Below are 24,305 nucleotides of genomic sequence, written 5' to 3' on the forward strand. Positions count from 1 at the left end.
TATGCAAACCATGTGTAAAGCGATCTTGTTCGTATCCGTTTTTATTCCCGCATTATGCAGGGCAATAGACCTTCAGCCCAACGATGCTGTCGCGCCCATACCCGACAAGACGTTCGCGATGCTTTCATACTACGGCACCGAGAACGGCACACTCTATCGGAACGGCTCGGCCGTCTCCACACCAGCACTACGAAACCCTCTTATTGAGAACAACAGCGCCATCCTACGTTTATCCAGAAGCTATTCGTTATTCGGCCTGCCTGCGGTCTCACTCGTTCAAGTGCCCTACAGTGACCTGCAGCTTGGTGGTTCACTCTCAAACCTGCGTGGCGCAAGCGGAGTAGCTGACATCTCGCTTGCGACTGCGATATGGCCCTATGCAAACCGAAATACGCGCACCTACTTCGGCATGATGGGTTTCTTAACGTTACCGACCGGCAATTACGCAAACGATCGAGTGTTTAACGTTGGGGAAAACCGCTACCGTCTTGAACTGCAATTGGCCTTTCAAACACCGATTGCGGGCAATTTAGATGGCATGATCGCGGTTGACACGCGTTGGTTTGGAGCAAACAGCGGTTGCGCGGCGGCGTGCGCTTCTGCGACAAACGCCACACTGAACCAAAAGCCCCTTACAACGCTACAGTTAGGGCCAATCTATAAAATCAACCAAACCTTCACCGCGGGCGCCAGCTATTTTTATATCAACGGCGGCAGTACCTCGATAAACGGCCTCTCACAGAATAATGAAATAAAAACGCAAAGATTCCTGCTGAGCCTTCTGGCCTACACCGATATCGGCAGATTTTCCTTGCAGTACGGTCGCGACATGGATACCTTCAACGGCTTCGCTCAAAGCCGCGTGCTTGCCTTGCGGTATATGCGCAGTTTTTAAGTGCATGCAGCGAATTTCGAAATGAATGTCAGACCTGTAAAACTTTATAAAAAACGAGTACTCTTTTGACATACATACGTCGTTGGTAGAACGCAGAACGGTGCGACGATTGATACGGATACTTTCAACAAGGATTAGATGATGCGTCTTGTAAAAATACTTAGTTGCATTTTTCTGCAATTTTTAACGATCGGCTCGGCACAATCACAAACCTACCCGGATCGACCACTGCGATTAATCATTCCATACACCGCGGGAGGCACAACGGACATTTTGCTTCGGTTATTGCAAAACCCAGTCAGTGAAGCAGTTAATCAACAAATGATTATCGAAAATCGCCCTGGCGGCGGATCTGTGATCGGAACAAACGCCGTCGCACAAGCGGCACCTGATGGATACACTGTCTTGGGTACCGATTTAGCGATTTTGGTTAATCACAGCCTGATGCCGAAACTTCCCTACGACACGCTCAAAGATTTTCGTGGTGTTTCGATGCTCGCACGAGCACCCCTGCTGCTATTGATTCATCCTTCTGTGGCAGCCAATACTGTTGAGGAGTTCGTCAGCCTGCTTAAGCAAAATCCCGGCAAGTACAATTTTGGCTCTGGCGGTTATGGCACTTCCACCCACATAGCGGGAGAGATGTTCTTGCGAGCGGCTGGCGTCAAAGCCGAGCACATCCCATTTCAGGGTGTGACCCCAGCAATGAATGCTCTGCTCGGCGGCCAAGTCCAGTTCTATTTCGGTGGAACAACAACAGCCCTACAACACCTTCAAACGGGTCGACTCAAGGCTCTTGCGATCACTGGTGATTCGACCAACCCGCTAGTCCCAGACGTTCCAACGTTTTTGTCTCGTGGAATAAAGGGGGTAGAGGCGGACTCTTATTGGGGCATTTATGTTCCTGCCAAAACCTCAGATAGCATTGTCGCGACCCTAAACAAGGCCTTTGTTACGGCTCTGCGCGATCCTGCAGTCATCAAGCGTGCCGGGGAGCTGGGACTTAGTTTGATTGGCAACTCGCCAAGTCAGCATGATGCACAAATTTCTTCCATGATTAACAGCTGGGGCACCGTCATCAAGAGTGCCGGCATACAAGTGAATTGAGAGGATTGCGTGCAACATTCGTTTGAGCGCGAAGGATTAAAACTTAATTTCTTCGTAGACGACTTTACCGACTCGTGGGCGAACGCCCCGGTCATCTTTATGCTGCATGGCGCGATGGCCAACGCACAGCGGTTTCGCCCATGGGTTCCAGCCCTTTGCCGTGACTATCGTGTTGTGAGAATGGACATGCGCGGCCATGGCCAGTCTGAAGTGCCGGCGCAGAGTCAGACCTTGAATATGTCCACTTTAGTGGATGACGTCATTGCGCTTCTAGATCATCTAGGGGTTGAGGCAACTCACTTCGTTGGAAACTCAGCTGGGGGTTATGTCGGGCAACATTTGGCCATGCAGCATCCCTCGCGGATCAAAACTCTGGCACTTTTTGGGTCCGCACCTGGCCTAAGAAACAGCCAGGCATTAACTTGGCTGCCCATGGTCGAGAAGTTTGGCTTGAGGCAATTCCTAGCCAACACCATCGATGACCGCTTCCCGCCCCACCTTCACGGCACTCCGCAGGCTGAGGAGTTTCTTGATGCACTAGGTCGCAACGACATACCCTTCATTGCGCGCTTCATCGAGTACATGGCGACGCAGGAGTGGGGAGATCAGTTGCACAAAATACAGTGTCCAACGCTGGTTGTTGTCCCTGGGGCTGGTCGTATCGGTGCAGCTGACGTATACCAGCCGATGCGCACCAATCTGCGCCAAGGGGAAGTCTTAGTGTATGAGGGGGAACGCCACAGCATTTGTGAGTATTTGGCGGACCGCTGCGTGGCTGATCTGAGAAGTTTTTTAGCGCGCCACCCTTGTAAGGGCTAACGATCTCGATCGGTCGCAAACGTACAAAAAGAAAGCAAGGAAGATTTAGCGTCGGAGTCAGGAAAGGCATTCAAGGCCTGTCTGGCCATATCGGCCTCGGCTACTGCACTGCGCTGAGCATGCTCAAGCGCACCGGTATCATGGATCGCTTGCGCAACCGCATCAAAGTCGGCCTCGCCTTTCTCAATCGCCTTTCTAACAAGCTCTTTCTGCAAGTAAGTACCAACTTCCATGACGCGAATCAAAGGAAGGGTTGGCTTGCCTTCCCGCAGATCATCGCCCACGTTTTTACCCAAAGCGCCCACCTCTCCGCTGTAGTCAAGCACATCGTCTACAAGTTGAAATGCGGTTCCAATGTGCCGGCCGTAAGCGGCTGCGGCATCGCGTTGCGCCGGTGTTGCCCCAGCCAAGACGGCGCCGGCCTCTGCAGCCGCTTCAAAAAGCTTAGCCGTTTTAAACCGCACCACCTGTAAATAACGTGCCTCGGATACGTCCGGATCATGCACATTGAGCAATTGAAGGACTTCACCCTCGGCGATCACAGTCGTTGCACAAGACATAATCTGCATAATCCGCATGTCGTCGACATCGACCATCATCTCAAAAGCACGGGAATACAGGTAGTCGCCCACTAAGACACTCGCAGCATTCCCAAACACCGCATTGGCTGTGCTCCGGCCTCGCCTCAAGGCGGATTCGTCGACTACGTCGTCATGCAACAGGGTTGCTGTGTGTATGAATTCGACCACGGCAGCCATCAAATGCTGATGATCCCCCCGGTATCCCAAGGCCTGGGCCACCAGCAGGACCAGGGCTGGACGCATGCGCTTACCGCCGGCACCGATGATGTAATCACCGATCGTACGGATCAGCACGACCTCAGAATTGAGGCGGGAGCGGATCACGGCATCAACAGCAGCCATGTCCTGAGCCACGGGGGCCAGCAGATTTGAGAGCTTATGCACGAGACTTTCTTTTGACTTTCAAGTGGTTAGACGCTATTATGTCTGGCTCGGCGTTTTGCCGAGATTCCATTTGCACTAAAACAAGAGGTTAACCCATGTACGCGGTCGTAAAAACTGGTGGCAAGCAGTATCGCATTGCTACTGGCGAAAAACTTAAAATAGAACAGATACCGGCAGACATTGGGCAAGAGATTACGCTAGACCAGGTGTTATCCGTAGGCGAAGGCGACCAATTAAAGATTGGCACCCCGCTTGTGGCTGGCGCAGTGGTTAAAGCTACAGTTCTTGCGCAAGGACGCCACGCCAAGGTCACGATCTTCAAGATGCGTCGTCGCAAGCACTATCAGAAGCATCAGGGCCACCGTCAAAACTACACCGAGATTCTTATTGGTGAAATCAAGGCTTAATTGCCGATTTCATCGAATCACGGACAGCACCAGGAGTAAAGCATGGCACAGAAAAAAGGCGGGGGCTCTACCCGCAACGGTCGCGACTCAGAATCGAAGCGTCTAGGCGTTAAAGCCTATGGCGGCGAACTGATCCCGGCCGGTTCAATTATCGTGCGTCAGCGCGGTACAACGTTCCACCCAGGTACCAATGTCGGTATCGGCAAGGATCACACTCTTTATGCGTTAACCGACGGTCACGTTAAGTTTGCAGTCAAAGGCAAACTGAGCAAATCGACCGTGTCGATTATCGCGGCAGAGTAGTCCGCGAGCCAGTCCTTAAAGCCCTGTCGCACGCGGCAGGGCTTTTTATTTAACGGTATCCACCTATGAAATTTGTCGACGAAGCCACCATCGAAGTCATTGCCGGAAAAGGTGGCAATGGCTCGCACAGCTTTCGCCGCGAAAAATTCATCCCTAAGGGTGGACCCGATGGTGGCGATGGCGGCAAAGGCGGTAGCGTCTTAGCCACCGCTGATCGCAACATCAATACCTTGATTGACTTCCGCTATGCCCGCAAACATGTAGGCCGCAACGGAGAGCACGGACGCGGCGCGGACCAATATGGCGCGGCAGCTGATGACATCACACTGCGCGTACCTGTCGGGACCATTATCTTTGACGCGGAGACAGGCGAAGAGCTCTTTGACATGACGCGTCACGGCCAAAAGGTTGTGCTGGCTGCTGGCGGCGCTGGCGGCCTCGGTAATGTGCACTTTAAGTCCAGCGTGAACCGTGCTCCAAAGCAATGGACCCCTGGCAAAGAAGGCGAACAACGGCGCTTGCGAATGGAGCTCAAAGTTCTGGCGGACGTCGGCTTGCTAGGCATGCCCAATGCCGGCAAGTCCACGTTAATTAGTCGCATATCGAATGCAAGACCAAAGATTGCCGATTACCCCTTTACGACTCTGCACCCAAACCTTGGCGTTGTCAGAACCTCTGAGTCCCGCAGCTTTGTTGTTGCAGACATTCCAGGCCTGATCGAAGGCGCTTCTGAAGGCGCAGGTCTTGGCCATCTTTTCTTGCGGCATTTGTCACGCACGCGGATTTTGTTGCACATTGTCGATGTTTCTTCGCATGATCCCGATGAGGATGCCGTTGCACGCGCAGTAGGCGAGGCACGCGCCATCGTAGAAGAGTTGCGTCTGTATGACGAGACCCTCTATAACAAGCCTCGCTGGCTTGTCCTGAATAAGCTGGACATGGTGCCAAACCCCGAAGAAGTCAAAAAACGCTTCTGCAAAGAATACAAGTGGAAAGGCCCGGTCTATGCCATATCTGCCCTTTCTGGCGATGGCACGCAGCAACTGATTTGGGATCTGCAGGACGCTATTGACGCTTATCGTCAAGAAGACAACATCGCAGAGGATAAAGCAGACGGCACCTATGTCGCTGAGGATCCGCGCTTTGACGAAACCCGTAGCGACGGGCCAGCCCCCAACACTGACTAAACACCGTCACCAGCCATGACCGCCTCCGCCCCGCAAGTCTCTGTCATCGCCTCCGCCTCACGCATCGTGTCCAAGGTGGGGTCTTCACTTGTGACGAATGATGGCAAAGGTTTGGATCGAGAAGCGGTGGCACACTGGGCCGGGCAAATCGCGGCTTTGCGACAGCAAGGCAAGCAAGTCGTCCTTGTCTCAAGCGGCGCTATCGCAGAGGGCATGGCCCGCCTCGGTTGGGACAAGCGTCCAACCTCGATGCACGAGTTACAAGCAGCGGCCGCTGTTGGCCAAATGGGTTTGGCACAAGCGTACGAAGTAGCCTTTGCCAAGCACAATCTGCGCACGGCACAAATTCTGCTTACGCACGAAGACCTCGCTGATCGCCAGCGCTATCTCAACGCACGCTCGACCCTTTTCGCGTTATTACGACTCGGCGTTGTGCCCATCGTCAATGAAAACGATACCGTTGCGACCGATGAAATCGCTGTTGGTGATAACGACACTCTTGGTGCACTCGTTACAAACCTAATCGAGGCGGATGCCCTCATTATCCTGACCGATCAACGCGGGCTCTACGAGTCGGACCCTCGGAAAAATCCCGCCGCAAAGTTTGTGGCCCACGCGTGCGCGGGCGATTTAAGCCTAGAAGCCATGGCCGGCGGCACGGGTTCTGGGATAGGCAAAGGTGGCATGCTCACCAAAATTCTCGCGGCAAAGCGCGCTGCACGTAGTGGAGCACACACGGTAATCGCTTCAGGACGCGAGCAAGACGTGATGGTTCGCTTGGCCGCTGGCGAATGCATTGGCTCAGAGCTTCGCGCCGAGCTTCCCGTGCTATCCGCTCGAAAACAATGGATGGCCGACCACCTGAGAATGCGTGGGCAGCTTGTTCTAGACGCAGGCGCGACGCGTGCTCTCATTGAGGAAGGCAAAAGCCTTTTGCCAATCGGGGTGAAAGAGGTCAGAGGTGAGTTTGAACCCGGTGACGTCGTCGCTTGTATTGATCCAAGCGGTAAGGAATGTGCAAGAGGCTTGGTCAATTACTCCGCCTCGGATGCACGCCGGATCATGGGTCAGCCCTCGACCAAAATCGCTGACATTCTTGGTAGTGTGTCAGAAACCGAACTCATGCACCGCGACAATCTGATCATTCTTGACTGAGTTAGAAGGGCTTCCCCTCCTAAACGAAGCAAGAAGCCCTATACTTTGCACCATTATGCGGGGGTACTTGGCAAGTCGCCAGGTTGAGAGAGTCCCTTCGTACCAGTACGGATAATGCCGATGCTGGGAGCGCCTTCCAGCATCCCTGGAAGAGATCCCGATTCGGCTCCAATCAATTATTTGGAGCGATTCTATGAATGCCAACCCAAAATTTTTAGCTGCCACCGCCGAAGTAGATGCGGCCGCGGTTGCGCCCTTACCCAAGTCACGCAAAATTTACGAGACTGGCTCACGCCCGGATATTCGTGTTCCGTTTCGCGAGATTGAACAAGAAGATACCGCTACCTCCTTTGGTGGAGAAAAAAATCCCCCGCTCACTGTGTATGACACAAGTGGTCCCTACACGGATCCCAGCGTAAAAATAGACATTCGTCGAGGGCTTCCAGAACTACGCCGCGTCTGGATAGACGAGCGCGGCGACACAGAGTTGCTTGCGGGCCCCAGCAGCGTTTATGGCCAAGAGCGCCTCACCGATCCCAAACTAACTGCGATGCGCTTTGATTTGCGCCGCCACCCACGTCGTGCAAAGGCCGGCGCCAACGTGTCGCAAATGCATTACGCTCGCAGGGGAATCATTACTCCCGAAATGGAATTTGTAGCGATTCGCGAAAATCTGCGCCGCGAGCAATACATTGAAAGTGTACGTGCGACGGGTCCTGAAGGCGAGAAAATGGCCAAGCGTATGCTGCGCCAGCATCCCGGCGAGTCCTTTGGTGCGTCGATTCCTCACCTAATTACACCCGAGTTCGTGCGCGATGAAATCGCACGCGGCCGCGCAATCATCCCTGCGAACATCAATCACCCTGAAGTTGAACCGATGGCAATCGGGCGTAACTTCTTAGTCAAGATCAATGCAAACATTGGTAACTCCGCGGTGAGCTCTGGGATTGCCGAAGAAGTTGAAAAAATGACCTGGTCGATTCGTTGGGGTGGCGACACCGTGATGGACCTGTCGACAGGCAAACATATTCACGAAACGCGCGAGTGGATTATTCGTAACTCACCCGTGCCGATTGGCACAGTGCCAATCTATCAGGCGCTCGAAAAAGTTGACGGCAAGGCCGAAGACCTGACGTGGGAGATCTTCCGCGATACGCTGATCGAACAAGCCGAGCAAGGCGTGGACTATTTCACAATTCACGCAGGTGTGCGTCTGCCCTTTATTCCTATGACTGCAGACCGTATGACAGGCATCGTGTCACGCGGCGGCTCGATCATGGCGAAGTGGTGTCTGGCACATCATAAAGAAAGCTTCTTGTACGAGCGTTTCGAAGAAATTTGCGAAATCATGAAGGCGTATGACGTGAGCTTCTCGCTTGGCGATGGCTTGCGCCCTGGGTCAGGCTTCGATGCGAACGACGAAGCACAGTTTGCAGAGCTGAAGACGCTGGGTGAACTGACCAAGGTGGCTTGGAAGCACGATGTGCAAGTCATGATCGAAGGCCCAGGTCACGTGCCGATGCAACTGATCAAAGAAAACATGGAAATGCAGCTCAAGCACTGCGATGAGGCGCCCTTCTACACCCTGGGACCGCTGACAACCGATATCGCGCCGGGCTACGATCACATCACGTCGGGTATCGGTGCTGCGCTGATTGGCTGGTACGGTACGGCCATGCTTTGTTATGTCACACCCAAGGAACACCTGGGCCTGCCAAACAAAAAGGACGTGAAGGACGGGATCATCACATACAAGATTGCTGCGCATGCGGCAGACTTAGCCAAGGGCCACCCAGGCGCGGCGATTCGTGACAATGCGCTATCCAAGGCGCGTTTTGAATTCCGCTGGGATGATCAGTTCAACTTAGGGCTCGATCCCGATACAGCAAAAGATTTTCATGACGAGACCTTACCCAAGGACTCCATGAAAGTGGCGCACTTCTGTTCGATGTGCGGTCCACATTTCTGCAGTATGAAAATCACGCAAGACGTACGTGACTATGCCCAGAAGCAAGGCTTAGCGAACGATGCAGCACTCAAGGCCGGCATGCAGGAGAAAGCCATTGAGTTTGTAAAGAAGGGCTCAGAGATCTATCACAAGACCTAACTGAGCAAGCGAGATCTACTGATGTCAACGACCAGACTGTCTCTCGTCAACGCCGCAAAGGGCGTTGGCTGTCTGGTCATTGTCATCCACCACCTAGCGGTGTATGGACCGATGTCTGAAGTGATCGGTGCTCAGTATCCAAAACTGATCGAAGCACTGATTATCTACGGCAAGCTCGCAGTCCAAATGTTTTTTGTCTTTGGCGGCTATTTTGTTGCCGCACAAATGGCGCCTCGGGCTGCGCCTACCGCAGTCGTAGCATCCGCGCTCATTTGGAAACGCTACAAGCGGCTTATTACCCCCTTTGTGTTTGCCGTGACACTCGCAGCGCTCATTACGGCTCTGGTGCGCCCCTGGTTTATCCATGACTCGCTGTCGGCTGCACCGACCTTTGGTCAATTACTTGCGCACGTTTTTTTACTTTATGACTTGATTGGCTTGGAAGCGCTCTCGGCAGGAGTTTGGTATGTCGCGATTGATTTTCAACTGTTTGCGTTGACGGCAGGTTTTACCGCGCTGTGCTGGCGAATGCCTGCGAGTCTGCAACGCGTTTACCCACTGGTCATTATTGCGCTTGCGGCCTTTTCTCTTTGGGTGCTGAACCGCAATGACGCCCTCGAGGCTTACGCACCATTTTTCTTTGGTTATTACGGCTTGGGCGTATTAGCGTATTGGACAGCACACACACGCTTAGGCCGGTATGGGTTGGCATTAATCGCGCTGCTTGGTGTGGTGGCGTTATGGCTGGAGTTTCGCAAAGCGGTCGCGACCGCCACGATCACGGCCTTGCTGCTAGCGCTTGCCGATCTGCGCGGTAGACTCGAGCATTGGGGTGATCACCCCGCTTTAAATTGGCTAGGCGAGCGCTCTTACTCAATTTTTTTAATTCACTACGGCATTTGCATTGGCATCAATGCGCTGTGGAGTCTCTGGTTTCCAACGGGCCTCTGGATCAATGCGGCGGGTATCGTTGTCGCGGTCGGCCTATCTTTAGCGGCGGGCGCCTTACTGTATCGCCTGGTCGAAACGCGCAACAACGCGTTAGGTCTGAACATACAGACAGGAATTTTAGTGACAGCAGTCGCCCTCACCTTGGTGCTTGAGCGATCGGCCTAAGGCCAGTTAGCCTAAGTTGGGCGCTAACGTGCGTTTGACGTCTTTCTCAGTGCGCCCGGAACGCTTCACGTAATCCTCAACCTGATCCTCGCCGATCGGACCAACGCTAAAGTACTGTGACTGCGGATGGCTAAAATAAAAGCCTGACACACTCGCAGCGGGATGCATGGCGTAACTTTCCGTCAGCATCATGCCGATATCTGCACCGTCTAAGACTTCGAACATTTCACGCTTGACGACATGCTCGGGACATGCGGGATAGCCTGGCGCTGGCCGAATACCCACATACTGTTCCTTAATCATCTGCTCATTTGTCAACGCTTCGTTCGCCGCATAACCCCACAAATCTTGACGTACGCGGGCATGCAGTGCCTCAGCAAAAGCCTCGGCCATGCGATCCGCTAACGACTTGAACATGATGGACGAGTAGTCATCATTTGCACGCTCAAACTCTTTTTCTTTTTTGTCAACGCCAATGCCTGCGGTGACGGCAAATAAGCCGATGTAGTCCATCACGCCCGAAGACTTGGGTGCGATGAAATCAGCCAAGCATTTGTTTTCAACGCCCTCGCGCTTGATGCCTTGTTGGCGCAAGCCGCGCCAAGTAAACAACACCTTCTCGCGCGTTTCGTCTTGATAAATCTCGATATCGTCATCATTAATGGTATTGGCCGGATAGAAGGAAACCACACCATTCGCAGTTAACCAGCGTCCATCAATCATGCGCTTGAGCATTGCCTGTCCGTCCTGGTGGACTTTGCGAGCCTGTTCACCAACCACATGGTCATCGAGAATGGCGGGGAATTGACCAAACAAACTCCAGGTTTGAAAGAACGGCGTCCAGTCAATAAATCGTGCAAGCTCAGCTAAATCAAAATTCTTAAACGTCCGTCTCCCAATGAACTTGGGCCGTGGCGGTTGATACGTAGACCAATCAAACGCTGGCTTGGCCGCACGTGCATCCGTCATTGACATCAAAGGTGCTGCCTGCCGATTTGCATGGCGGCGGCGCACGTCTTCGTATTCAACGGCCAACTCTTCGAGATAGGTGTTCGCCGTCTCTGACACAAGGTTCTGCGCAACGCCCACAGAGCGACTAGCGTCCGGAACATAAATAACAGGGCCTTCGTAATGGGGGGCGATCTTCACGGCCGTGTGTACACGACTCGTCGTCGCTCCGCCAATCATGAGCGGTATCTTGCGGCTACGGAAGTACTCATCGCGCTGCATCTCGCTTGCGACATAAGCCATTTCTTCAAGACTGGGCGTAATCAGTCCAGACAAACCAATGACATCTGCCTTCTCGGCCTTGGCACGCGCCAGAATCTCCGCTGCAGGCACCATGACACCCATATTGATGACTTCAAAGTTATTACACTGAAGCACAACTGTCACAATGTTTTTCCCAATATCGTGCACGTCGCCCTTCACGGTTGCGATCACGATTTTGCCCTTGGCACGGACATCGCCTCCGGCTGCAGCAATTAATTTTTTCTCTTCTTCAATGAAAGGCACCAAGTGTCCAACGGCTTGCTTCATCACCCGGGCAGACTTGACGACCTGCGGCAAGAACATTTTGCCTTCGCCAAACAAATCGCCGACGATATTCATGCCGTCCATCAACGGGCCTTCGATGACCTCAATGGGTCGGCCGCCGCGGTCAGCGATTTGCTGACGAATCTCTTCGGTGTCCTCAAGGATGAATTGCGTGATGCCATGGACCATCGCATGCGCGAGTCGTTTTTCAACAGCCTGCTGCCGCCAAGTGAGGTCTTCTTCACGCTTGGCGCCTGAGCCCTTTACAGAATCGGCAAAAGCAACCAAGCGCTCAGTCGGTGTGCGCGTGTCGGTTGGGTCAGTTTGCCCAACAGGCTGCGCGCGATCGAGCACCACGTCTTCTACGAGATCACGTAATGCGGGAGGCAGTTCCGCATACACGCCGAGCTGGCCGGCGTTGACGATACCCATCGTCATGCCTTCACGGATCGCGTAATACAGGAAGACCGTGTGGATCGCTTCGCGCATTGGCTCATTGCCGCGGAAGGAAAAGCTTACGTTTGATACCCCCCCCGAAATGCGTGCATGTGGTAACGAAGTACGAATCCATTTCGTGGATTCGATGAAATCAACCGCGTAATGGTTATGCTCGTCAATGCCTGTTGCAATCGCAAAAACGTTTGGATCAAAAATAATATCTTCTGGGGGAAAGCCAACGACATCGACTAGTAGACGGTACGCGCGAGTACAAATTTCTTTACGTCGCTCAAGTGTATCGGCCTGACCTTTTTCGTCAAAGGCCATCACAACCGCGGCGGCACCATAGCGGCGACAAAGGTGCGCCTGCTTCAGAAACGGCTCTTCGCCCTCTTTCAGCGAAATCGAGTTAACGATCGACTTACCTTGCACACACTTGAGACCCGTTTCAATCACCGACCACTTCGAGCTGTCGATCATGACAGGCACACGTGCAATGTCTGGCTCAGACGCAATCAGATTGAGAAACCTGTGCATGCAAGCCACCGAATCCAACATGGCTTCATCCATGTTGATGTCGATAATCTGCGCACCACTCTCGACTTGTTGGCGCGCGACCGCAACCGCTTCGTCATACTTCTCTTCGCGAATGAGGCGTGCAAACATTTTGCTGCCGGTCACGTTGGTGCGCTCACCCACGTTAACAAACAGTGTGGCGTCATCAATGTTTAAGGCTTCGAGGCCGGAGAGACGAGTTTTAACTGCGATATCCGGAACGGTACGAATCGGTAACACGCGCACTTTGGCTTCAATTGCGGCAATATGCTCGGGAGTCGTTCCGCAACAGCCCCCGACCATGTTGACAAAGCCGGCGCGTGCGAACTCCTCGAGCAAACTCGACGTATCTGCAGGGGTTTCATCGAAGCCCGTCTCACTCATCGGATTAGGCAGACCTGCGTTCGGGTATACACACACGTAGGTGTCGCAAATCTTGGAGAGCTCGGCAATGTATGGGCGCATCAGGGCCGCGCCCAGTGCGCAGTTCAATCCGATCGTAATCGGACGAGCATGTCGCACAGAGTTCCAGAACCCTTCTACTGTCTGGCCCGACAAAATACGACCAGAGGCATCGGTCACCGTACCGGAAATCATCACCGGCAGTCGCTCACCGCGCGCTTCGAAAACTTCCTCAACTGCAAAAATTGCAGCCTTCGCATTAAGCGTGTCAAAAACCGTTTCGATCAAGACCAAATCGATTCCACCATCCAACAAGCCATTGAGCTGCTCGGCATAGGCGATGCGTAATTCATCAAACGTGACGTTACGCGCACCCGGATCGTTGACGTCTGGTGAGATCGATGCTGTTTTAGGTTGTGGGCCCAAGGCACCCGCGACGAAACGTGGTTGGTTAGACGTACTGAATTTATCGCAAGCCTGACGCGCGATGCGTGCGGACTCAAGGTTGAGTTCATACGCGAGTTCGGCTAGGTCGTAATCGCCTTGCGCAATCGTCGTCGCACCAAACGTATTGGTTTCGATGACATCTGCGCCGGCAGCCAGATAGCTCTCGTGCACTTCGCGGATCACGTCTGGACGGGTGAGCGTCAAGAGCTCATTGTTGCCTTTTACGTCTTTGCCATGCTCGGCAAATCGCGGGCCACGAAAATCTGCCTCAGACAATTTGTAGCGCTGAATCATCGTGCCCATCGCGCCATCCAAAATCATCATGCGCTGACCCAGCGCACGAGCGAACTCTGCACCACGGGTGTAGCTTTCAATCGGATAGGGCAGTTTTGGATAGGGCATGGTTGTCTTGCAAAAAAGGAAATTGGCGAATAACCCTAAGGCAGCCAACCCTACATCGTACCAAAAACAGGGGCGTGCTACATTGACAACAGAGTTGGTGCTTTCGATGCAAAGACCCTATTGCCACAAGCAAATTGGTCGCATTGGGAAAGTTAAACGGGAAACAGGGAAATACGTCTTTTTTGACGGTTGTGCCTGTGCTGCCCCCGCAACGGTCAATCTTGGACACCTCGCTTTTTGTTCAAGGCCAGCCCGATACCGGCCACCTCAAGCGGAAATTTTCGGACTTATCTCCGAGATTTCTTTTACGGATTGGTCGTGCGGGGACGCACGCCTTAAACGAGGTTCTTATGCAGCATCCCTTTTTCCGGCTATCTGCCGGTGCCGCCCTTTGGGCAGCCGCAACGGGCGTTTTTGCTCAAAGCACTGGCCTGAGCCCTACCCCTGCTTCACAAATTCCTCAGCTATCCACAATCGTTGTCACCCCAGCGCGAACGCCTGAGCCTTTAGGTAACACGCTTGGAGACAATAGTGTAATCAGCCGTGAAAACCTGGACAATTTGCCAAACGGCACGCTAGGTGATGCGCTGATCAGGCAGCACAGTATTGAAACGGTCAACTACGGCGGTCCCCAGACCTTAAATACCCTGAATATTCGGGGTACAAATAGCAATCAATCGTTGGTCCTGATCGATGGGCTTCGGATTAATAACGCCACAAATGGCTTGCCTTCGATCAACGCGATTCCGCTTAATAGCGTAGAGCGTATCGAAGTCGTGCGAGGCACAAGTAGCAGCCTTTACGGCGCGGATGCGATTGGTGGCGTCATTAACGTCATTACGCGTGGCGAGCAAGATAGGCCGTTTTCGGCCTATGCCAATGCTGGTGTCGGCAGCTATGCCACCACCCAATATGATGCGGGCTTCTCTGGCGCTGCAGATGGCTGGGTGTATAGCTTGTACGGCGGCTATGGCCAAAGCGGGGGCTTCAATACCAACCGCAGCACCGCCTACTATTACAACCCTGACAAAGACTCGTATTACCGTAGCAACGTAGGGGGCACACTGGGCTACACCTATAAGCCTGGCCAAACGCTAACGCTGCAGACCTTCCAGTCGACGGTAAACGGCGGCTACGACATGGGCATGCCTTTTTTTAACGACCGTGGCGTACAGACCCTGAGCAGCAATATGCTGACCAGTCGTAATGTCATCTCGTCACTTTGGACCAGCACACTGCGTGCCGGCTTCTCTGTCGACGACTATAAAACGATCGGCGCCACAGCAAGTGCGCTGGATGGCACGCAGTACTTCAAAACACGCCAAAACCAATATGTCTGGCAAAACGATTTGAAGTTTTCACCGACCCAAATCGTCAGCCTGGCCTATGAGCGACTTGAGCAAAGCGTGGACGGGACGCTCTCCAATGGCGATTACATGGCGCCTGCCTTCGTAAACTACCAGCAGACCTCGCGCTACACCAACTCGCTACTAGCCATCTATCGCGGTAACTGGGGACCCCAATCGGTTCAAGGCAGTGTACGCACGGATAACAACTCCCAGTATGGAAACTTCGTCACAGGCAGTCTGACATATGGTCTTGAGTTATCAAAAAATTGGCGCGCAAGCGTGGGGGCAAATACCGGTTTTCGGGCGCCGAACTTCAACGAGCTCTATTGGCCAGTGACCCCGTTTTTTATGGGCAATCCTCTGCTGCAGCCTGAAAAATCGCGCAACATCGAAGCGGGGTTGCGGTACACCACAGACAAGACCCAACTCGGACTCACGGTCTATCGCAACGAAATATCCAATCTGATCCTGAACCAGCCCAGTATCGCAGCCGACCCCTATTCGCCTTATATGCCGACCAATATCGGGCGGGCAACTATTCAGGGTGTGACGCTAACGGGCAACCAGCGGCTGGGGGCGTCAACCCTCGTACGCGGTAGTTTCGACTGGCTTGATCCGCGTAACGCAGACACCGGGGAGCTGCTGCCACAACGGGCTCAGCAGGTATTAAAGCTCGCAGTGGATCAATCGATTGGGCGCGCCCGCCTAACGGCGGAGTTCTATGCCACCAGCGCCCGGCGCGACTCCTTCTCGGGCGACACCTTGGCCGGCTTCAATCTTTTGAACCTCGCGGCAAGCTATCCGGTCTCGGATCACGCAGAGGTGCAGCTGCGCTGGAACAATGTGTTCGGTCAACAATACACCTTGGTGCAAGGCTACAACACGCCGGGCTCCAACGTGTTTGTCAACCTAGCACTCAGGATGTAAGGGTATGTTGTGCCGCCTCGCTCTTTGTCTTGCCTGTAGCCTTCTGATGGGAACTCAGGCCTGGGCGGAGATCGTGGTGCGCGACGACAGCGGCCGCAACGTCGTCTTGGAAAAACCTGCACGTCGTGTCGTGACGCTCAGCCCGCATGCCACAGAGCTCGTGTTTGCAGCGGGGGGTGGTAAACAAATTGTCGCGACCGTCACGCCCAGTAACTACCCACCGCAAGCGCTTGCGTTACCTCGCGTCGGCGATGGCGTGGCACCAGATCCAGAGCGAGTGGCTGCGTACGCACCAGACTTAATCATCGGCTGGCTGCCCTCGCAATACGAAGCGCTCAAGGGACTGAACATACCGTTTTTCCTCAGCGCACCGACAACCCTGGCGAGCGTGAGTGACAATATTGTCCGGCTCGGGCAGCTGCTCGGCACCTCAGGCTTAGCAAACGATCAAGCACGCCTGCTTAGCCAACGTCTTGAGGCGCTTTTGCGCCCACCACCGTCTGCGCCGATCAAGGTGTTTCTGCAGGTCGGCCATCCTGCGCGATACTCACTGAATCGCAACAACCTGTTATCAGCCGTGCTCAGCCTATGTGGCGCAGAAAACGTTTTTGCCAATGCTAATGCTCCGGCGCCCTTAATCAGCCCGGAGGGCGTACTGGCGCGTGCGCCGATGGTTATTCTGGTGGGCCGCCCGGAGGCGGGGACAGCGCCGCAACAAGACTCGGAAGCAAGGGATTATTGGAAAAAAAATGGCTTGCCCGCGGCACAAGCCGGACATGTGTATATGATGAACGCTGATATCCTATTTAGACCTGGGCCACGCTTAATAGAAGCTGCAGAGTCGATTTGCACCCTGCTCCAACAAGTTCGAAAATAGGGCTTGCTCTCAATTTAAAGACGAATCTCATGACCGCCACCTCAAACGACCCATTGGTGATTGCAGGAACCGCCTACCAATCACGCCTGCTCGTCGGCACGGGAAAGTACCAAGATTTTGCGCAAACGCGCCAGGCGATCGACGCGAGCGGCGCACAGATTGTCACCGTTGCGATCCGTCGGACCAATATTGGCCAAAATGCAAACGAACCAAGCCTGCTTGAACACCTACCTGCAGAGCAATTCACGCTCCTACCTAACACCGCCGGCTGTTACAACGCCGATGACGCGGTACGGACGTTGCGTCTGGCGCGCGAGCTCCTCGATGGGCATAAGCTCGTGAAGCTTGAAGTATTAGGTGATGCGCACACGCTGTTTCCGAATATGCCTGAAACTTTAGCTGCAGCAAAAACTCTGGTTGCGGATGGCTTTCATGTCATGGTGTATTGCACGGACGACCCAGTGCAGTGCCGGATGCTCGAAGATATAGGCTGCGTCGCTGTCATGCCACTCGCCTCGTTGATCGGCTCTGGCATGGGAATCCTAAACCCTTGGAATCTACGCCTGATTATCGACCAGGCGCGTGTGCCCGTCTTAGTGGATGCGGGTGTCGGCACAGCGTCGGACGCTGCCATCGCCATGGAGCTCGGTTGCGATGGCGTACTGATGAACACCGCGATCGCAGGCGCTACACATCCCGTGCTCATGGCGAGCGCGATGAACAAAGCAGTACAGGCGGGACGTGAAGCCTACCTTGCTGGCCGCGTTCCGCGCAAAACCTATGCAGCAGCCCCAAGCTCTCCCACGTCGGGCTTAATCTCTCCGGCTACAAGCAAATAATGTCGACCGATTCACCACGAGCGATTCCCAACACGCTCACGATTGCTGGGATGGACCCTTCCGGCGGCGCCGGTATTCTGGCGGACGTGAAGGCAATGAGCGCGCTTGGGGCCTACGCATGTGCGGTGGTCGCGGCACTGACAGCCCAAAACACGCAAGCGGTAACCGATATTTCGCCCGTAAATGCTCAATTTGTTCGGGCACAAATTGACACGCTCTTTGCTGATGTAGAAATCCATGCCGTCAAGATCGGCATGCTCGGGCAGACAGGGGTTATCGAGGTTGTTGCAGATCGCCTCGGACACTACAAGCCACCTCATCTGGTTCTAGACCCCGTGATGGTCGCAAAAAGCGGAGATTTATTACTAGAGCAAAAAGCCGTCGGTGCCCTGCGCGAGCAATTGTTGCCCCTGGCCACGATCATCACCCCAAACCTACCGGAAGCCGGTGTCTTGCTCGAAATGCGAAGTGTAGAAACCGTCCGAGAAATGCGACGTGTGGCCGAACGTTTACGTAACCTGATGACTCACGGAGGCCACCGCTGGGTCTTGCTCAAAGGTGGCCACCTGCCAGGCAACGACACCATCGATGTCTTACACGACGGGGACAAAATGATCGAGTTGCCCGGTCATCGTATTCCAACACGCAACACCCACGGGACAGGCTGCACACTCTCGGCGGCTCTGACAGCCCTTTTGCCTCAGATGGACTCAGTCATTGACGCCACCCGCGCCGCGAAAGAGTATCTAGTAGCGGCGATCGCCAGCGCCGATATGCTGAAAGTTGGGCAGGGCCACGGCCCTGTCCACCACTTCCATAAACTATGGGCAGGAAAACCCTTACAATAAGGGTTTTCCGCAGTACGCCTTAAAAGAGTCCCTATGAAAGCTTCGTCTCTGCCTGATATTGAACGCGCCCGTTTCAACATGATTGAGCAACAAATTCGCCCCTGTGGTGTCTTTGATAACAACGTGCTCGATGCCTTGTTCAGTGTTCGTCGCGAACTCTTTGTCCCCGCCGGATACCGCAGCCTCGCGTTTTCCGATTTAGAAATACCACTTTCAATTTCCTCGGGCGAAACTAACCAAACGATGCTGTCACCAAAGCTGGAGGCCACGTTGGCCCAACTGCTACAGCTTCAGCCTGACGACTGCGTGCTCGAAGTAGGCACTGGCTCTGGCTATCAAGCTGCTCTGCTAGCAAAGCTAGCGCACTGTGTCACCTCCATCGAAATCGATCCTCGCTTGTCAGCCTTTGCCCAGCAAAACCTGCAGCAAGCCGGTGTGACCAACGTCACCGTTGAAACAGGGGATGCGAGCAATGGTTGGGGCACGACAGAGCACCACGCAATTCTGGTGACGGGAGCAGTACCTTCAATCCCAGACGCACTTAAATATCAACTGTGTGTGGGTGGTCGGATGGTTGTGGTCGTAGGCCACGCACCAGCAATGACGGTGTATCGGGTAACCCGAAGCACCGCTGCTAGCTTTGAGACGACACCTTTATTTGAGACCATGATCAAGCCGCTCAGTGGCTTGACCATCTCGCGATTTAAGTTTTAAAGCGACTGTTCATGCTCAGGCGCAGCGTAGGCTCAAGCGCCACCACACACGTTTAAGTTTGACGAATTTTAGTGACAAGTGCTGTCGTTGAGCGCACGAACTCGAACGGAATCGCGACAGCACGTCCACCCCAGCTTTCCACCAGAGCCGTCTCCGGTAGGGTGCGCATATCGTAATCACCCCCCTTAACGATGATGTCAGGCCTTAGGCGTCGAATCAGCTCGACGGGGGTATCTTCATCAAAAACAATAACAAAACTCACACAGCCCATCGCCGCTAACAAGGCAGCACGGTCATGTTCATTATTCAAGGGTCGGTCCGGACCTTTGCCCAAGCGCTTAGCCGAGGCATCCGAGTTCACGCCCACAACCAGGATGCTACCTAGCTGTGCAGCCTCGTCGAGATAAGTCGCATGACCACGGTGCAGAATATCGAATACACCGTTGGTAAACACCACTGGCTTGGCCGAGGATGCAAGTGATAAATGCTCGAGGCACTGCTCGGGCGTCAATACCTTGCTTTCAAACCGTGCAGTCACAGCGTGATGACCCCTTTGCTTAAGCCACGGAAGGCGTTACATCCGTTGTGCCCGGTGCCGCACGCATCAGATCTTTACGGTAGCGATTCAAATCTTGAACCGTTTTAAACGAGCTATCCATCAGTAAGGACATATTGTGCAAAATACGGGTGCTCACTTTGCCTTCCCACACCTTGTCAAACACGATCTGGTTATCAAGCCAGCGCTCAAGCCAGCCGGGCTCAGGCATTTTGGACTGCACCGTGTCGTTGGGGAATAGCCCTTTATTGACGTGCAAATTGGTTGGGTGCAGCGCCTGGGGAGTCCGGTGAGCCGAAGCCATCAAGACACCAATCTTTGCAAATGCCATGCGCGCTTGCGTCGCGATATCTTGCCCGCGCTGCGTCAGAGCACGCTTCATGTAACGCAAATATGCGCCGGCATGCCGAGCCTCATCTTGGGCAATGACGTTATAAATCGCCTTGATGACTGGCTCCGTGTGCCAATCGGACGCTCGACGATACCAGTGATTGAGACGCACCTCACCACAGAAATGCAACATCAGCGTTTCAAGGGGTGGGGCGGGATCGAACTCAAAGCGCACGCGATGCAACTCTTCCTCAGTCGGAACGAGGTCAGGCGCAAAGCGACGTAGGTACTCGATCAGGACGAGCGAATGCTTTTGCTCTTCAAAAAACCAAACAGACATAAATGCAGAGAAATCACTGTCGTCACGGTTGTCGCGCAAAAACATTTCCGTTGCCGGGAGCGCCGCCCACTCTGTGATGGCATTCATCTTGATCGTCTGTGCTTGCTCATCTGTGAGCTTGCTGCGATCAAAATCCTGCCACGGAATATCGGTCGCCATATTCCAACGCACCGATTCCATCGACTTGAACAATTCTGAGTAGAGCATATTCACTGCCTTCAATATTTGGCTTTCGCCAACGGATTAATAAATAAAAAACAAACTACAGTCAGCGGATCAAGGCCCAAAGAGCCACACCTAACGCCACTGCAGCCACACCTGTTAATGCAACCAATAACCGGTTGCCCTGCTCACGCGCCTGCCGCGATCGCTGCAATTCGGAAAGCACCGCGGCAGACAAATCAGGTCGACTGAGCTGTGCATAGATCAGTCTAGGAAACTCGGGCAACCACTGCGACCACTGCGCAGCTTCTTGCGTTAATTTTTTTCGTATGCCTTTCAAACCTACACGCTGATGCATCCAGCGCTCGAGATACGGCTTCGCTGTTTTCCACAAATCTAGCTGAGGATCGAGCTGACGTCCTAAACCCTCGACATTCAGTAAGGTCTTTTGCAATAAAACCAGCTGAGGTTGTATTTCAACATTAAAGCGCCGAGATGTCTGGAAAAGCCTCAAAAGCACCTGACCAAGTGAGATTTCTGCCAGCGGGCGATCAAAATAAGGCTCGCACACGGCACGTACCGCCCCCTCTAGCTCCTCCTCCCTGGTGCTTGCTGGTACCCAACCCGACTCGATATGCAACCGAGCCACCCGCCGATAGTCCCGCTGAAAAAAAGCCAGAAAATTCTGAGCCAGATAATTCTTGTCAAACTCGGATAACGAACCCACGATGCCGAAGTCCAGCGCGATGTAGCGCCCGAGCGTAGCAGGTTGATCAGAAACGTAAATATTGCCAGGATGCATGTCTGCATGAAAAAAACCGTCGTCAAACACCTGCGTAAAAAATATTTCTACACCCGTGCGAGCAAGGGTCGGTATATCGACACCTAAAGCGCGCAGGCGATCAACCTGACTCACGGGTATCCCGTACATGCGCTCCATCGTAAAGACATTGGATGCGCAGTAGTCCCACATCACCTCAGGGACCCAGAGCAAGTCTTTGCGCTCACCATCGGCTGCAAAGTTGCGTCGCAACTGGCTGCAGTTGGCCGCCTCGCGAAGCAAGTCCAGCTCATCGTGCAGATGCTTATCAAACTCCCCAACGACTTCGCGAGGCTTGAGTCTGCGTCCATCGGGAGCCAAGCGCTCAATTAAACCTGCGAGTACACGCATCAACGATAAATCTTTGTCGATAACTTCAAGCATGCCCGGCCGCAGCACTTTCACCGCGACGTGGCGACCATCGTGCAGGACGGCAAAGTGCACTTGGGCAATAGAAGCCGACGCGACCGGATCTTTCTCGAAGTGGGCAAACAACTGTCCCGTTGGGGCACCCAGAGCAGCTTCGACAAGCGCTGCAGCCTCGCGAGAGGGAAAAGGTGCGACACGATCTTGAAGGAGAGCTAACTCATCGGCGATATCGGGAGGGATCAGATCCCGCCGGGTAGACAGTACCTGTCCAAACTTTACGAAGATTGGACCCAGCGACTCAAGTGCCAGCCTCAATCTCATACCCCGTGCCATCGTCGGACGAGACCCCAAGCGCGCAACCCACAGCAGACGAACAGCCCAAGGATGGTCGATACCGGAGAGCACAAGCTCGTCGAGCCGGTAGCGCAACGCGATCAACATGATGCGTAACAGTCGCGGCAAAGACATCATCGCGCGACGCTCCGGTTTGCTTCCAGTCTACGCAGGCGCGCACTGAAATCAGCGGCGCGCTGCTCAATCGCAGATAGACGAGTATGCGCTTGAGCGTGCTCTTGCGCAAAGGCCTCCATGACAGGACGCCCTGCGAGTGCATCCGTTTCCTCCGAGAGATACTCAGCCACATTGCGACCAAGGCCGCGCAACGCGTCGCTAAATCCGATTGCTGCGCTGCGCGCACCTTGCACAATCCGACGGGCAGCAACATCGCCCAAGAATTGCGCTAACGCATCCTCTGGATCAGGTCGCAAATCGCGCGAGAGCTCTGACACCACCTGCGCCAAGGCCGCCTGTCCGGACACGTGCACATACTCCGCTATATCTGGACGCGAGGCCGATGAAAGCCATGCAATCGGATCAAAGAACTGCGGGTTAATCTCAAGCACAACATCTGGTGTAGTGCTAACTTCCGTAGGAACTAACTGCCCTGCAGCGGAAATCTTGAAAGTGAGCGCAAACCCACCGAAGACAATTCGTAACGTTTTTTCTGCGTACCGCGCCAAGCGCTCCGCCGCCCACGGCTGCTGCCGCGCCAGCAAATTGAAGGCATGGGCAAGCGCTTGGACCGGTTGAAAAACCTCTAAGGTCGGTAGCGAGGGAAAGGCTCGTCTCAAAGTATTGGACTATTGGAAGATGGACCATATTGGCACCAAACCGACAGTTTACCGGTTGTAGCGCAGTCACTCAGCAAAAACGCCCGCTTTCGCGGGCGTTTGAAGGTTAATTTCTCAACAAATTGGCAAGGCTTAGCTTGCCTGAGAAACCGGAACCTGTTGAATACCAGCCAACAACCAACCGCCTTGCTCTGGCTTAAACAGATTCCACACCTCTTCAAAGCGGAAGGCTTCTGCACCTGCTTGCTCACGCAGCATTCCAGAAAAGCGCACGCTGGCCAGATGACCGTCGCTGACTTTTTCGATACCAAGCAGTTCAGCGTTGAGCAGCACCACTTCTGTGTGATTCTGCCCGGTCTGACCGCTTAGCTGTGCCTGCAATTCCTTCAAGAGGTCATCGGTCAAGAAATTACGCAGCTCATTGACGTTACCGCTATCCCAGACCTTCTGAATCGAGACAAACTGCTGCTTGGCTTCACCCAAGAAGCGTTGCGTGTCGAAATCGGTCGGAATAAACCAACTTTGATCAGGCGCTGGCGCATCGGAGCCAAAACCGGCAGCAGACATTGAACCTGTCGCTGAAGGAGGCAACTGAACAGGTGCTGCTGCAGGCTCCGACGACTGACGCCACATGTCATTGGGTGCTGGGGCAGACCCCGTTGCAGAGCCGGCACCTGCGCCCTGCACAGCAGGTTCAGCAGAGGCACTGCCGCGCATTCTGCGCAAGATAAACATGACACCAAAGATCACAACGCCAGCGATCAAGGCCATCACGAGGAAGTCTGCCATTGCGCCGCCTAAGCCAAAATGCGACAAGAGCGCAGCAATACCCAAGCCAGCTGCGATGCCGGCCAAAGGCCCGAGCCAACGCGAAGCACCGCTAGGCTTAGCGGCAGCTGCCGCACCAGCTGTCGAGCTGGCGGCTGCGGCGGGGGCTGTTGCACTTTTCTGAGTCGTGGTTGACGCAGCGGGTGCTTGATTCGTTACATTGCTGGATTGACGCCCGGCATTATTGCCCTTGCCAACACGGGCGGCATCGGCATCAAAGGCCATACTGGTCAGTGCCAAGCCACTCACCGCCAACACAGCTGCTGCTACAAAACGTGAAAGGGAACGAGACATCGATTGCTCCTGAGCGAAAATCGCCAATAAAAAAGTACTGAAGTAATAATGGACTTACTTTCGGTTACAAAGAAATACTTA

Annotated in this window: 21 protein-coding genes and 1 riboswitch; of the genes, 14 read left to right on the plus strand and 7 right to left on the minus strand. The window is 54.0% G+C overall.

Annotation, left to right across the window (positions count from 1 at the left end; all coding sequences use genetic code 11):
- The first annotated feature begins 1 nt into the window (after position 1).
- The 3 genes from KZZ10_RS03800 to KZZ10_RS03810 all read left to right on the plus strand — a co-directional run bounded on the left by KZZ10_RS03800 (position 2) and on the right by KZZ10_RS03810 (position 2,821).
- On the plus strand, positions 2-895 hold the full coding sequence (locus KZZ10_RS03800; RefSeq protein ID WP_259660180.1) for a transporter: 894 nt from the start codon (positions 2-4) through the stop codon (positions 893-895).
- Between the two features lie 138 nt (positions 896-1,033).
- Positions 1,034-2,002: a Bug family tripartite tricarboxylate transporter substrate binding protein gene (locus KZZ10_RS03805; RefSeq protein WP_259660181.1), complete on the plus strand. Its 969-nt coding sequence runs from the start codon at positions 1,034-1,036 to the stop codon at positions 2,000-2,002.
- Positions 2,003-2,011: 9 nt separating this feature from the next.
- On the plus strand, positions 2,012-2,821 hold the full coding sequence (locus KZZ10_RS03810; RefSeq protein WP_259660182.1) for an alpha/beta fold hydrolase: 810 nt from the start codon (positions 2,012-2,014) through the stop codon (positions 2,819-2,821).
- On the opposite strand, the gene KZZ10_RS03815 is transcribed toward KZZ10_RS03810, so the two are convergent.
- A complete protein-coding gene (locus KZZ10_RS03815) occupies positions 2,818-3,744 on the minus strand; it encodes a polyprenyl synthetase family protein (protein WP_259660985.1) in 927 nt (308 codons plus the stop codon). The genes KZZ10_RS03810 and KZZ10_RS03815 overlap by 4 nt on opposite strands.
- A gap of 137 nt (positions 3,745-3,881) precedes the next feature.
- Between KZZ10_RS03815 and rplU the strand changes: the two genes are divergently transcribed.
- The 6 genes from rplU (at position 3,882) to KZZ10_RS03845 (ending at position 10,061) form a co-directional block, all read left to right on the plus strand.
- The gene (gene rplU, locus KZZ10_RS03820; RefSeq protein WP_259660183.1) at positions 3,882-4,193 is read left to right on the plus strand and encodes a 50S ribosomal protein L21; all 312 of its coding nucleotides are present in this window, start codon (positions 3,882-3,884) and stop codon (positions 4,191-4,193) included.
- A 42-nt stretch (positions 4,194-4,235) separates the two neighbouring features.
- Positions 4,236-4,496 carry a 50S ribosomal protein L27 gene (gene rpmA / locus KZZ10_RS03825; RefSeq protein ID WP_259660184.1) on the plus strand — a complete coding sequence of 87 codons (261 nt, stop codon included), beginning with the start codon at positions 4,236-4,238 and terminating at the stop codon, positions 4,494-4,496.
- Between the two features lie 65 nt (positions 4,497-4,561).
- On the plus strand, positions 4,562-5,683 hold the full coding sequence (gene obgE / locus KZZ10_RS03830; protein WP_259660185.1) for a GTPase ObgE: 1,122 nt from the start codon (positions 4,562-4,564) through the stop codon (positions 5,681-5,683).
- Between the two features lie 15 nt (positions 5,684-5,698).
- A complete protein-coding gene (gene proB / locus KZZ10_RS03835) occupies positions 5,699-6,838 on the plus strand; it encodes a glutamate 5-kinase (protein WP_259660186.1) in 1,140 nt (379 codons plus the stop codon).
- A 193-nt stretch (positions 6,839-7,031) separates the two neighbouring features.
- The gene (gene thiC / locus KZZ10_RS03840) at positions 7,032-8,945 is read left to right on the plus strand and encodes a phosphomethylpyrimidine synthase ThiC (protein WP_259660187.1); all 1,914 of its coding nucleotides are present in this window, start codon (positions 7,032-7,034) and stop codon (positions 8,943-8,945) included.
- A 21-nt stretch (positions 8,946-8,966) separates the two neighbouring features.
- Positions 8,967-10,061, plus strand: a complete 1,095-nt coding sequence (locus KZZ10_RS03845) for an acyltransferase family protein (protein WP_259660188.1) — start codon at positions 8,967-8,969, stop codon at positions 10,059-10,061.
- 6 nt (positions 10,062-10,067) lie between these two features.
- Here KZZ10_RS03845 and metH read toward each other — a convergent pair whose 3' ends face one another.
- The gene (gene metH, locus KZZ10_RS03850) at positions 10,068-13,841 is read right to left on the minus strand and encodes a methionine synthase (RefSeq protein ID WP_259660189.1); all 3,774 of its coding nucleotides are present in this window, start codon (positions 13,839-13,841) and stop codon (positions 10,068-10,070) included.
- A 118-nt stretch (positions 13,842-13,959) separates the two neighbouring features.
- Positions 13,960-14,122, plus strand: a riboswitch (cobalamin riboswitch).
- Between the two features lie 69 nt (positions 14,123-14,191).
- Here metH and KZZ10_RS03855 point away from each other — a divergent pair.
- The 5 genes from KZZ10_RS03855 to KZZ10_RS03875 are packed head-to-tail and all read left to right on the plus strand — an operon-like array spanning position 14,192 to position 19,395.
- Positions 14,192-16,117 (plus strand): TonB-dependent receptor domain-containing protein, encoded by a 1,926-nt coding sequence (locus KZZ10_RS03855; protein WP_259660190.1) that lies wholly within the window; start codon positions 14,192-14,194, stop codon positions 16,115-16,117.
- 46 nt (positions 16,118-16,163) lie between these two features.
- Positions 16,164-16,994 carry an ABC transporter substrate-binding protein gene (locus KZZ10_RS03860; protein ID WP_259660191.1) on the plus strand — a complete coding sequence of 277 codons (831 nt, stop codon included), beginning with the start codon at positions 16,164-16,166 and terminating at the stop codon, positions 16,992-16,994.
- Positions 16,995-17,023: 29 nt separating this feature from the next.
- On the plus strand, positions 17,024-17,833 hold the full coding sequence (locus tag KZZ10_RS03865) for a thiazole synthase (protein ID WP_259660192.1): 810 nt from the start codon (positions 17,024-17,026) through the stop codon (positions 17,831-17,833).
- Positions 17,833-18,681, plus strand: coding sequence for a bifunctional hydroxymethylpyrimidine kinase/phosphomethylpyrimidine kinase (gene thiD, locus KZZ10_RS03870; RefSeq protein WP_259660193.1), 849 nt, complete (start codon positions 17,833-17,835; stop codon positions 18,679-18,681). Before KZZ10_RS03865 ends, thiD begins: the two co-directional genes overlap by 1 nt.
- Before the next feature lie 33 nt (positions 18,682-18,714).
- On the plus strand, positions 18,715-19,395 hold the full coding sequence (locus KZZ10_RS03875) for a protein-L-isoaspartate O-methyltransferase family protein (protein WP_259660194.1): 681 nt from the start codon (positions 18,715-18,717) through the stop codon (positions 19,393-19,395).
- Positions 19,396-19,447: 52 nt separating this feature from the next.
- Here the strand turns inward: KZZ10_RS03875 and rfaE2 are convergent, their stop codons facing one another.
- From rfaE2 to KZZ10_RS03900, 5 genes are all read right to left on the minus strand, one after another.
- The gene (rfaE2, locus tag KZZ10_RS03880) at positions 19,448-19,933 is read right to left on the minus strand and encodes a D-glycero-beta-D-manno-heptose 1-phosphate adenylyltransferase (protein WP_259660195.1); all 486 of its coding nucleotides are present in this window, start codon (positions 19,931-19,933) and stop codon (positions 19,448-19,450) included.
- A 19-nt stretch (positions 19,934-19,952) separates the two neighbouring features.
- Positions 19,953-20,828 carry a ferritin family protein gene (locus KZZ10_RS03885; RefSeq protein WP_259660196.1) on the minus strand — a complete coding sequence of 292 codons (876 nt, stop codon included), beginning with the start codon at positions 20,826-20,828 and terminating at the stop codon, positions 19,953-19,955.
- A 61-nt stretch (positions 20,829-20,889) separates the two neighbouring features.
- Entirely contained in the window at positions 20,890-22,443 is a 1,554-nt protein-coding gene (ubiB, locus tag KZZ10_RS03890) for a ubiquinone biosynthesis regulatory protein kinase UbiB (RefSeq protein ID WP_259660197.1), read from the minus strand.
- Positions 22,440-23,102 carry a ubiquinone biosynthesis accessory factor UbiJ gene (locus KZZ10_RS03895; protein WP_259660198.1) on the minus strand — a complete coding sequence of 221 codons (663 nt, stop codon included), beginning with the start codon at positions 23,100-23,102 and terminating at the stop codon, positions 22,440-22,442. Before KZZ10_RS03895 ends, ubiB begins: the two co-directional genes overlap by 4 nt.
- Before the next feature lie 132 nt (positions 23,103-23,234).
- Positions 23,235-24,224: a Tim44 domain-containing protein gene (locus tag KZZ10_RS03900; RefSeq protein WP_259660199.1), complete on the minus strand. Its 990-nt coding sequence runs from the start codon at positions 24,222-24,224 to the stop codon at positions 23,235-23,237.
- Positions 24,225-24,305 lie beyond the last annotated feature (81 nt).

The organism is Zwartia hollandica, from assembly GCF_019923725.1.
GTDB classification, from domain to species: domain Bacteria; phylum Pseudomonadota; class Gammaproteobacteria; order Burkholderiales; family Burkholderiaceae_B; genus Zwartia; species Zwartia hollandica.

Bases quoted from the DNA above. Each gene is read 5' to 3' on its own strand.
- KZZ10_RS03800 (WP_259660180.1), top strand. From the start codon at position 2: ATGCAAACCATGTGTAAAGCGATCTTGTTCGTATCCGTTTTTATTCCC.
- KZZ10_RS03805 (WP_259660181.1), top strand. From the start codon at position 1,034: ATGATGCGTCTTGTAAAAATACTTAGTTGCATTTTTCTGCAATTTTTA.
- KZZ10_RS03815 (WP_259660985.1), bottom strand. From the start codon at position 3,744: ATGGCTGCTGTTGATGCCGTGATCCGCTCCCGCCTCAATTCTGAGGTC.
- rplU (WP_259660183.1), top strand. From the start codon at position 3,882: ATGTACGCGGTCGTAAAAACTGGTGGCAAGCAGTATCGCATTGCTACT.
- rpmA (WP_259660184.1), top strand. From the start codon at position 4,236: ATGGCACAGAAAAAAGGCGGGGGCTCTACCCGCAACGGTCGCGACTCA.
- obgE (WP_259660185.1), top strand. From the start codon at position 4,562: ATGAAATTTGTCGACGAAGCCACCATCGAAGTCATTGCCGGAAAAGGT.
- proB (WP_259660186.1), top strand. From the start codon at position 5,699: ATGACCGCCTCCGCCCCGCAAGTCTCTGTCATCGCCTCCGCCTCACGC.
- thiC (WP_259660187.1), top strand. From the start codon at position 7,032: ATGAATGCCAACCCAAAATTTTTAGCTGCCACCGCCGAAGTAGATGCG.
- KZZ10_RS03845 (WP_259660188.1), top strand. From the start codon at position 8,967: ATGTCAACGACCAGACTGTCTCTCGTCAACGCCGCAAAGGGCGTTGGC.
- metH (WP_259660189.1), bottom strand. From the start codon at position 13,841: ATGCCCTATCCAAAACTGCCCTATCCGATTGAAAGCTACACCCGTGGT.
- KZZ10_RS03855 (WP_259660190.1), top strand. From the start codon at position 14,192: ATGCAGCATCCCTTTTTCCGGCTATCTGCCGGTGCCGCCCTTTGGGCA.
- KZZ10_RS03860 (WP_259660191.1), top strand. From the start codon at position 16,164: ATGGGAACTCAGGCCTGGGCGGAGATCGTGGTGCGCGACGACAGCGGC.
- KZZ10_RS03865 (WP_259660192.1), top strand. From the start codon at position 17,024: ATGACCGCCACCTCAAACGACCCATTGGTGATTGCAGGAACCGCCTAC.
- thiD (WP_259660193.1), top strand. From the start codon at position 17,833: ATGTCGACCGATTCACCACGAGCGATTCCCAACACGCTCACGATTGCT.
- KZZ10_RS03875 (WP_259660194.1), top strand. From the start codon at position 18,715: ATGAAAGCTTCGTCTCTGCCTGATATTGAACGCGCCCGTTTCAACATG.
- KZZ10_RS03885 (WP_259660196.1), bottom strand. From the start codon at position 20,828: ATGCTCTACTCAGAATTGTTCAAGTCGATGGAATCGGTGCGTTGGAAT.
- ubiB (WP_259660197.1), bottom strand. From the start codon at position 22,443: ATGATGTCTTTGCCGCGACTGTTACGCATCATGTTGATCGCGTTGCGC.
- KZZ10_RS03900 (WP_259660199.1), bottom strand. From the start codon at position 24,224: ATGTCTCGTTCCCTTTCACGTTTTGTAGCAGCAGCTGTGTTGGCGGTG.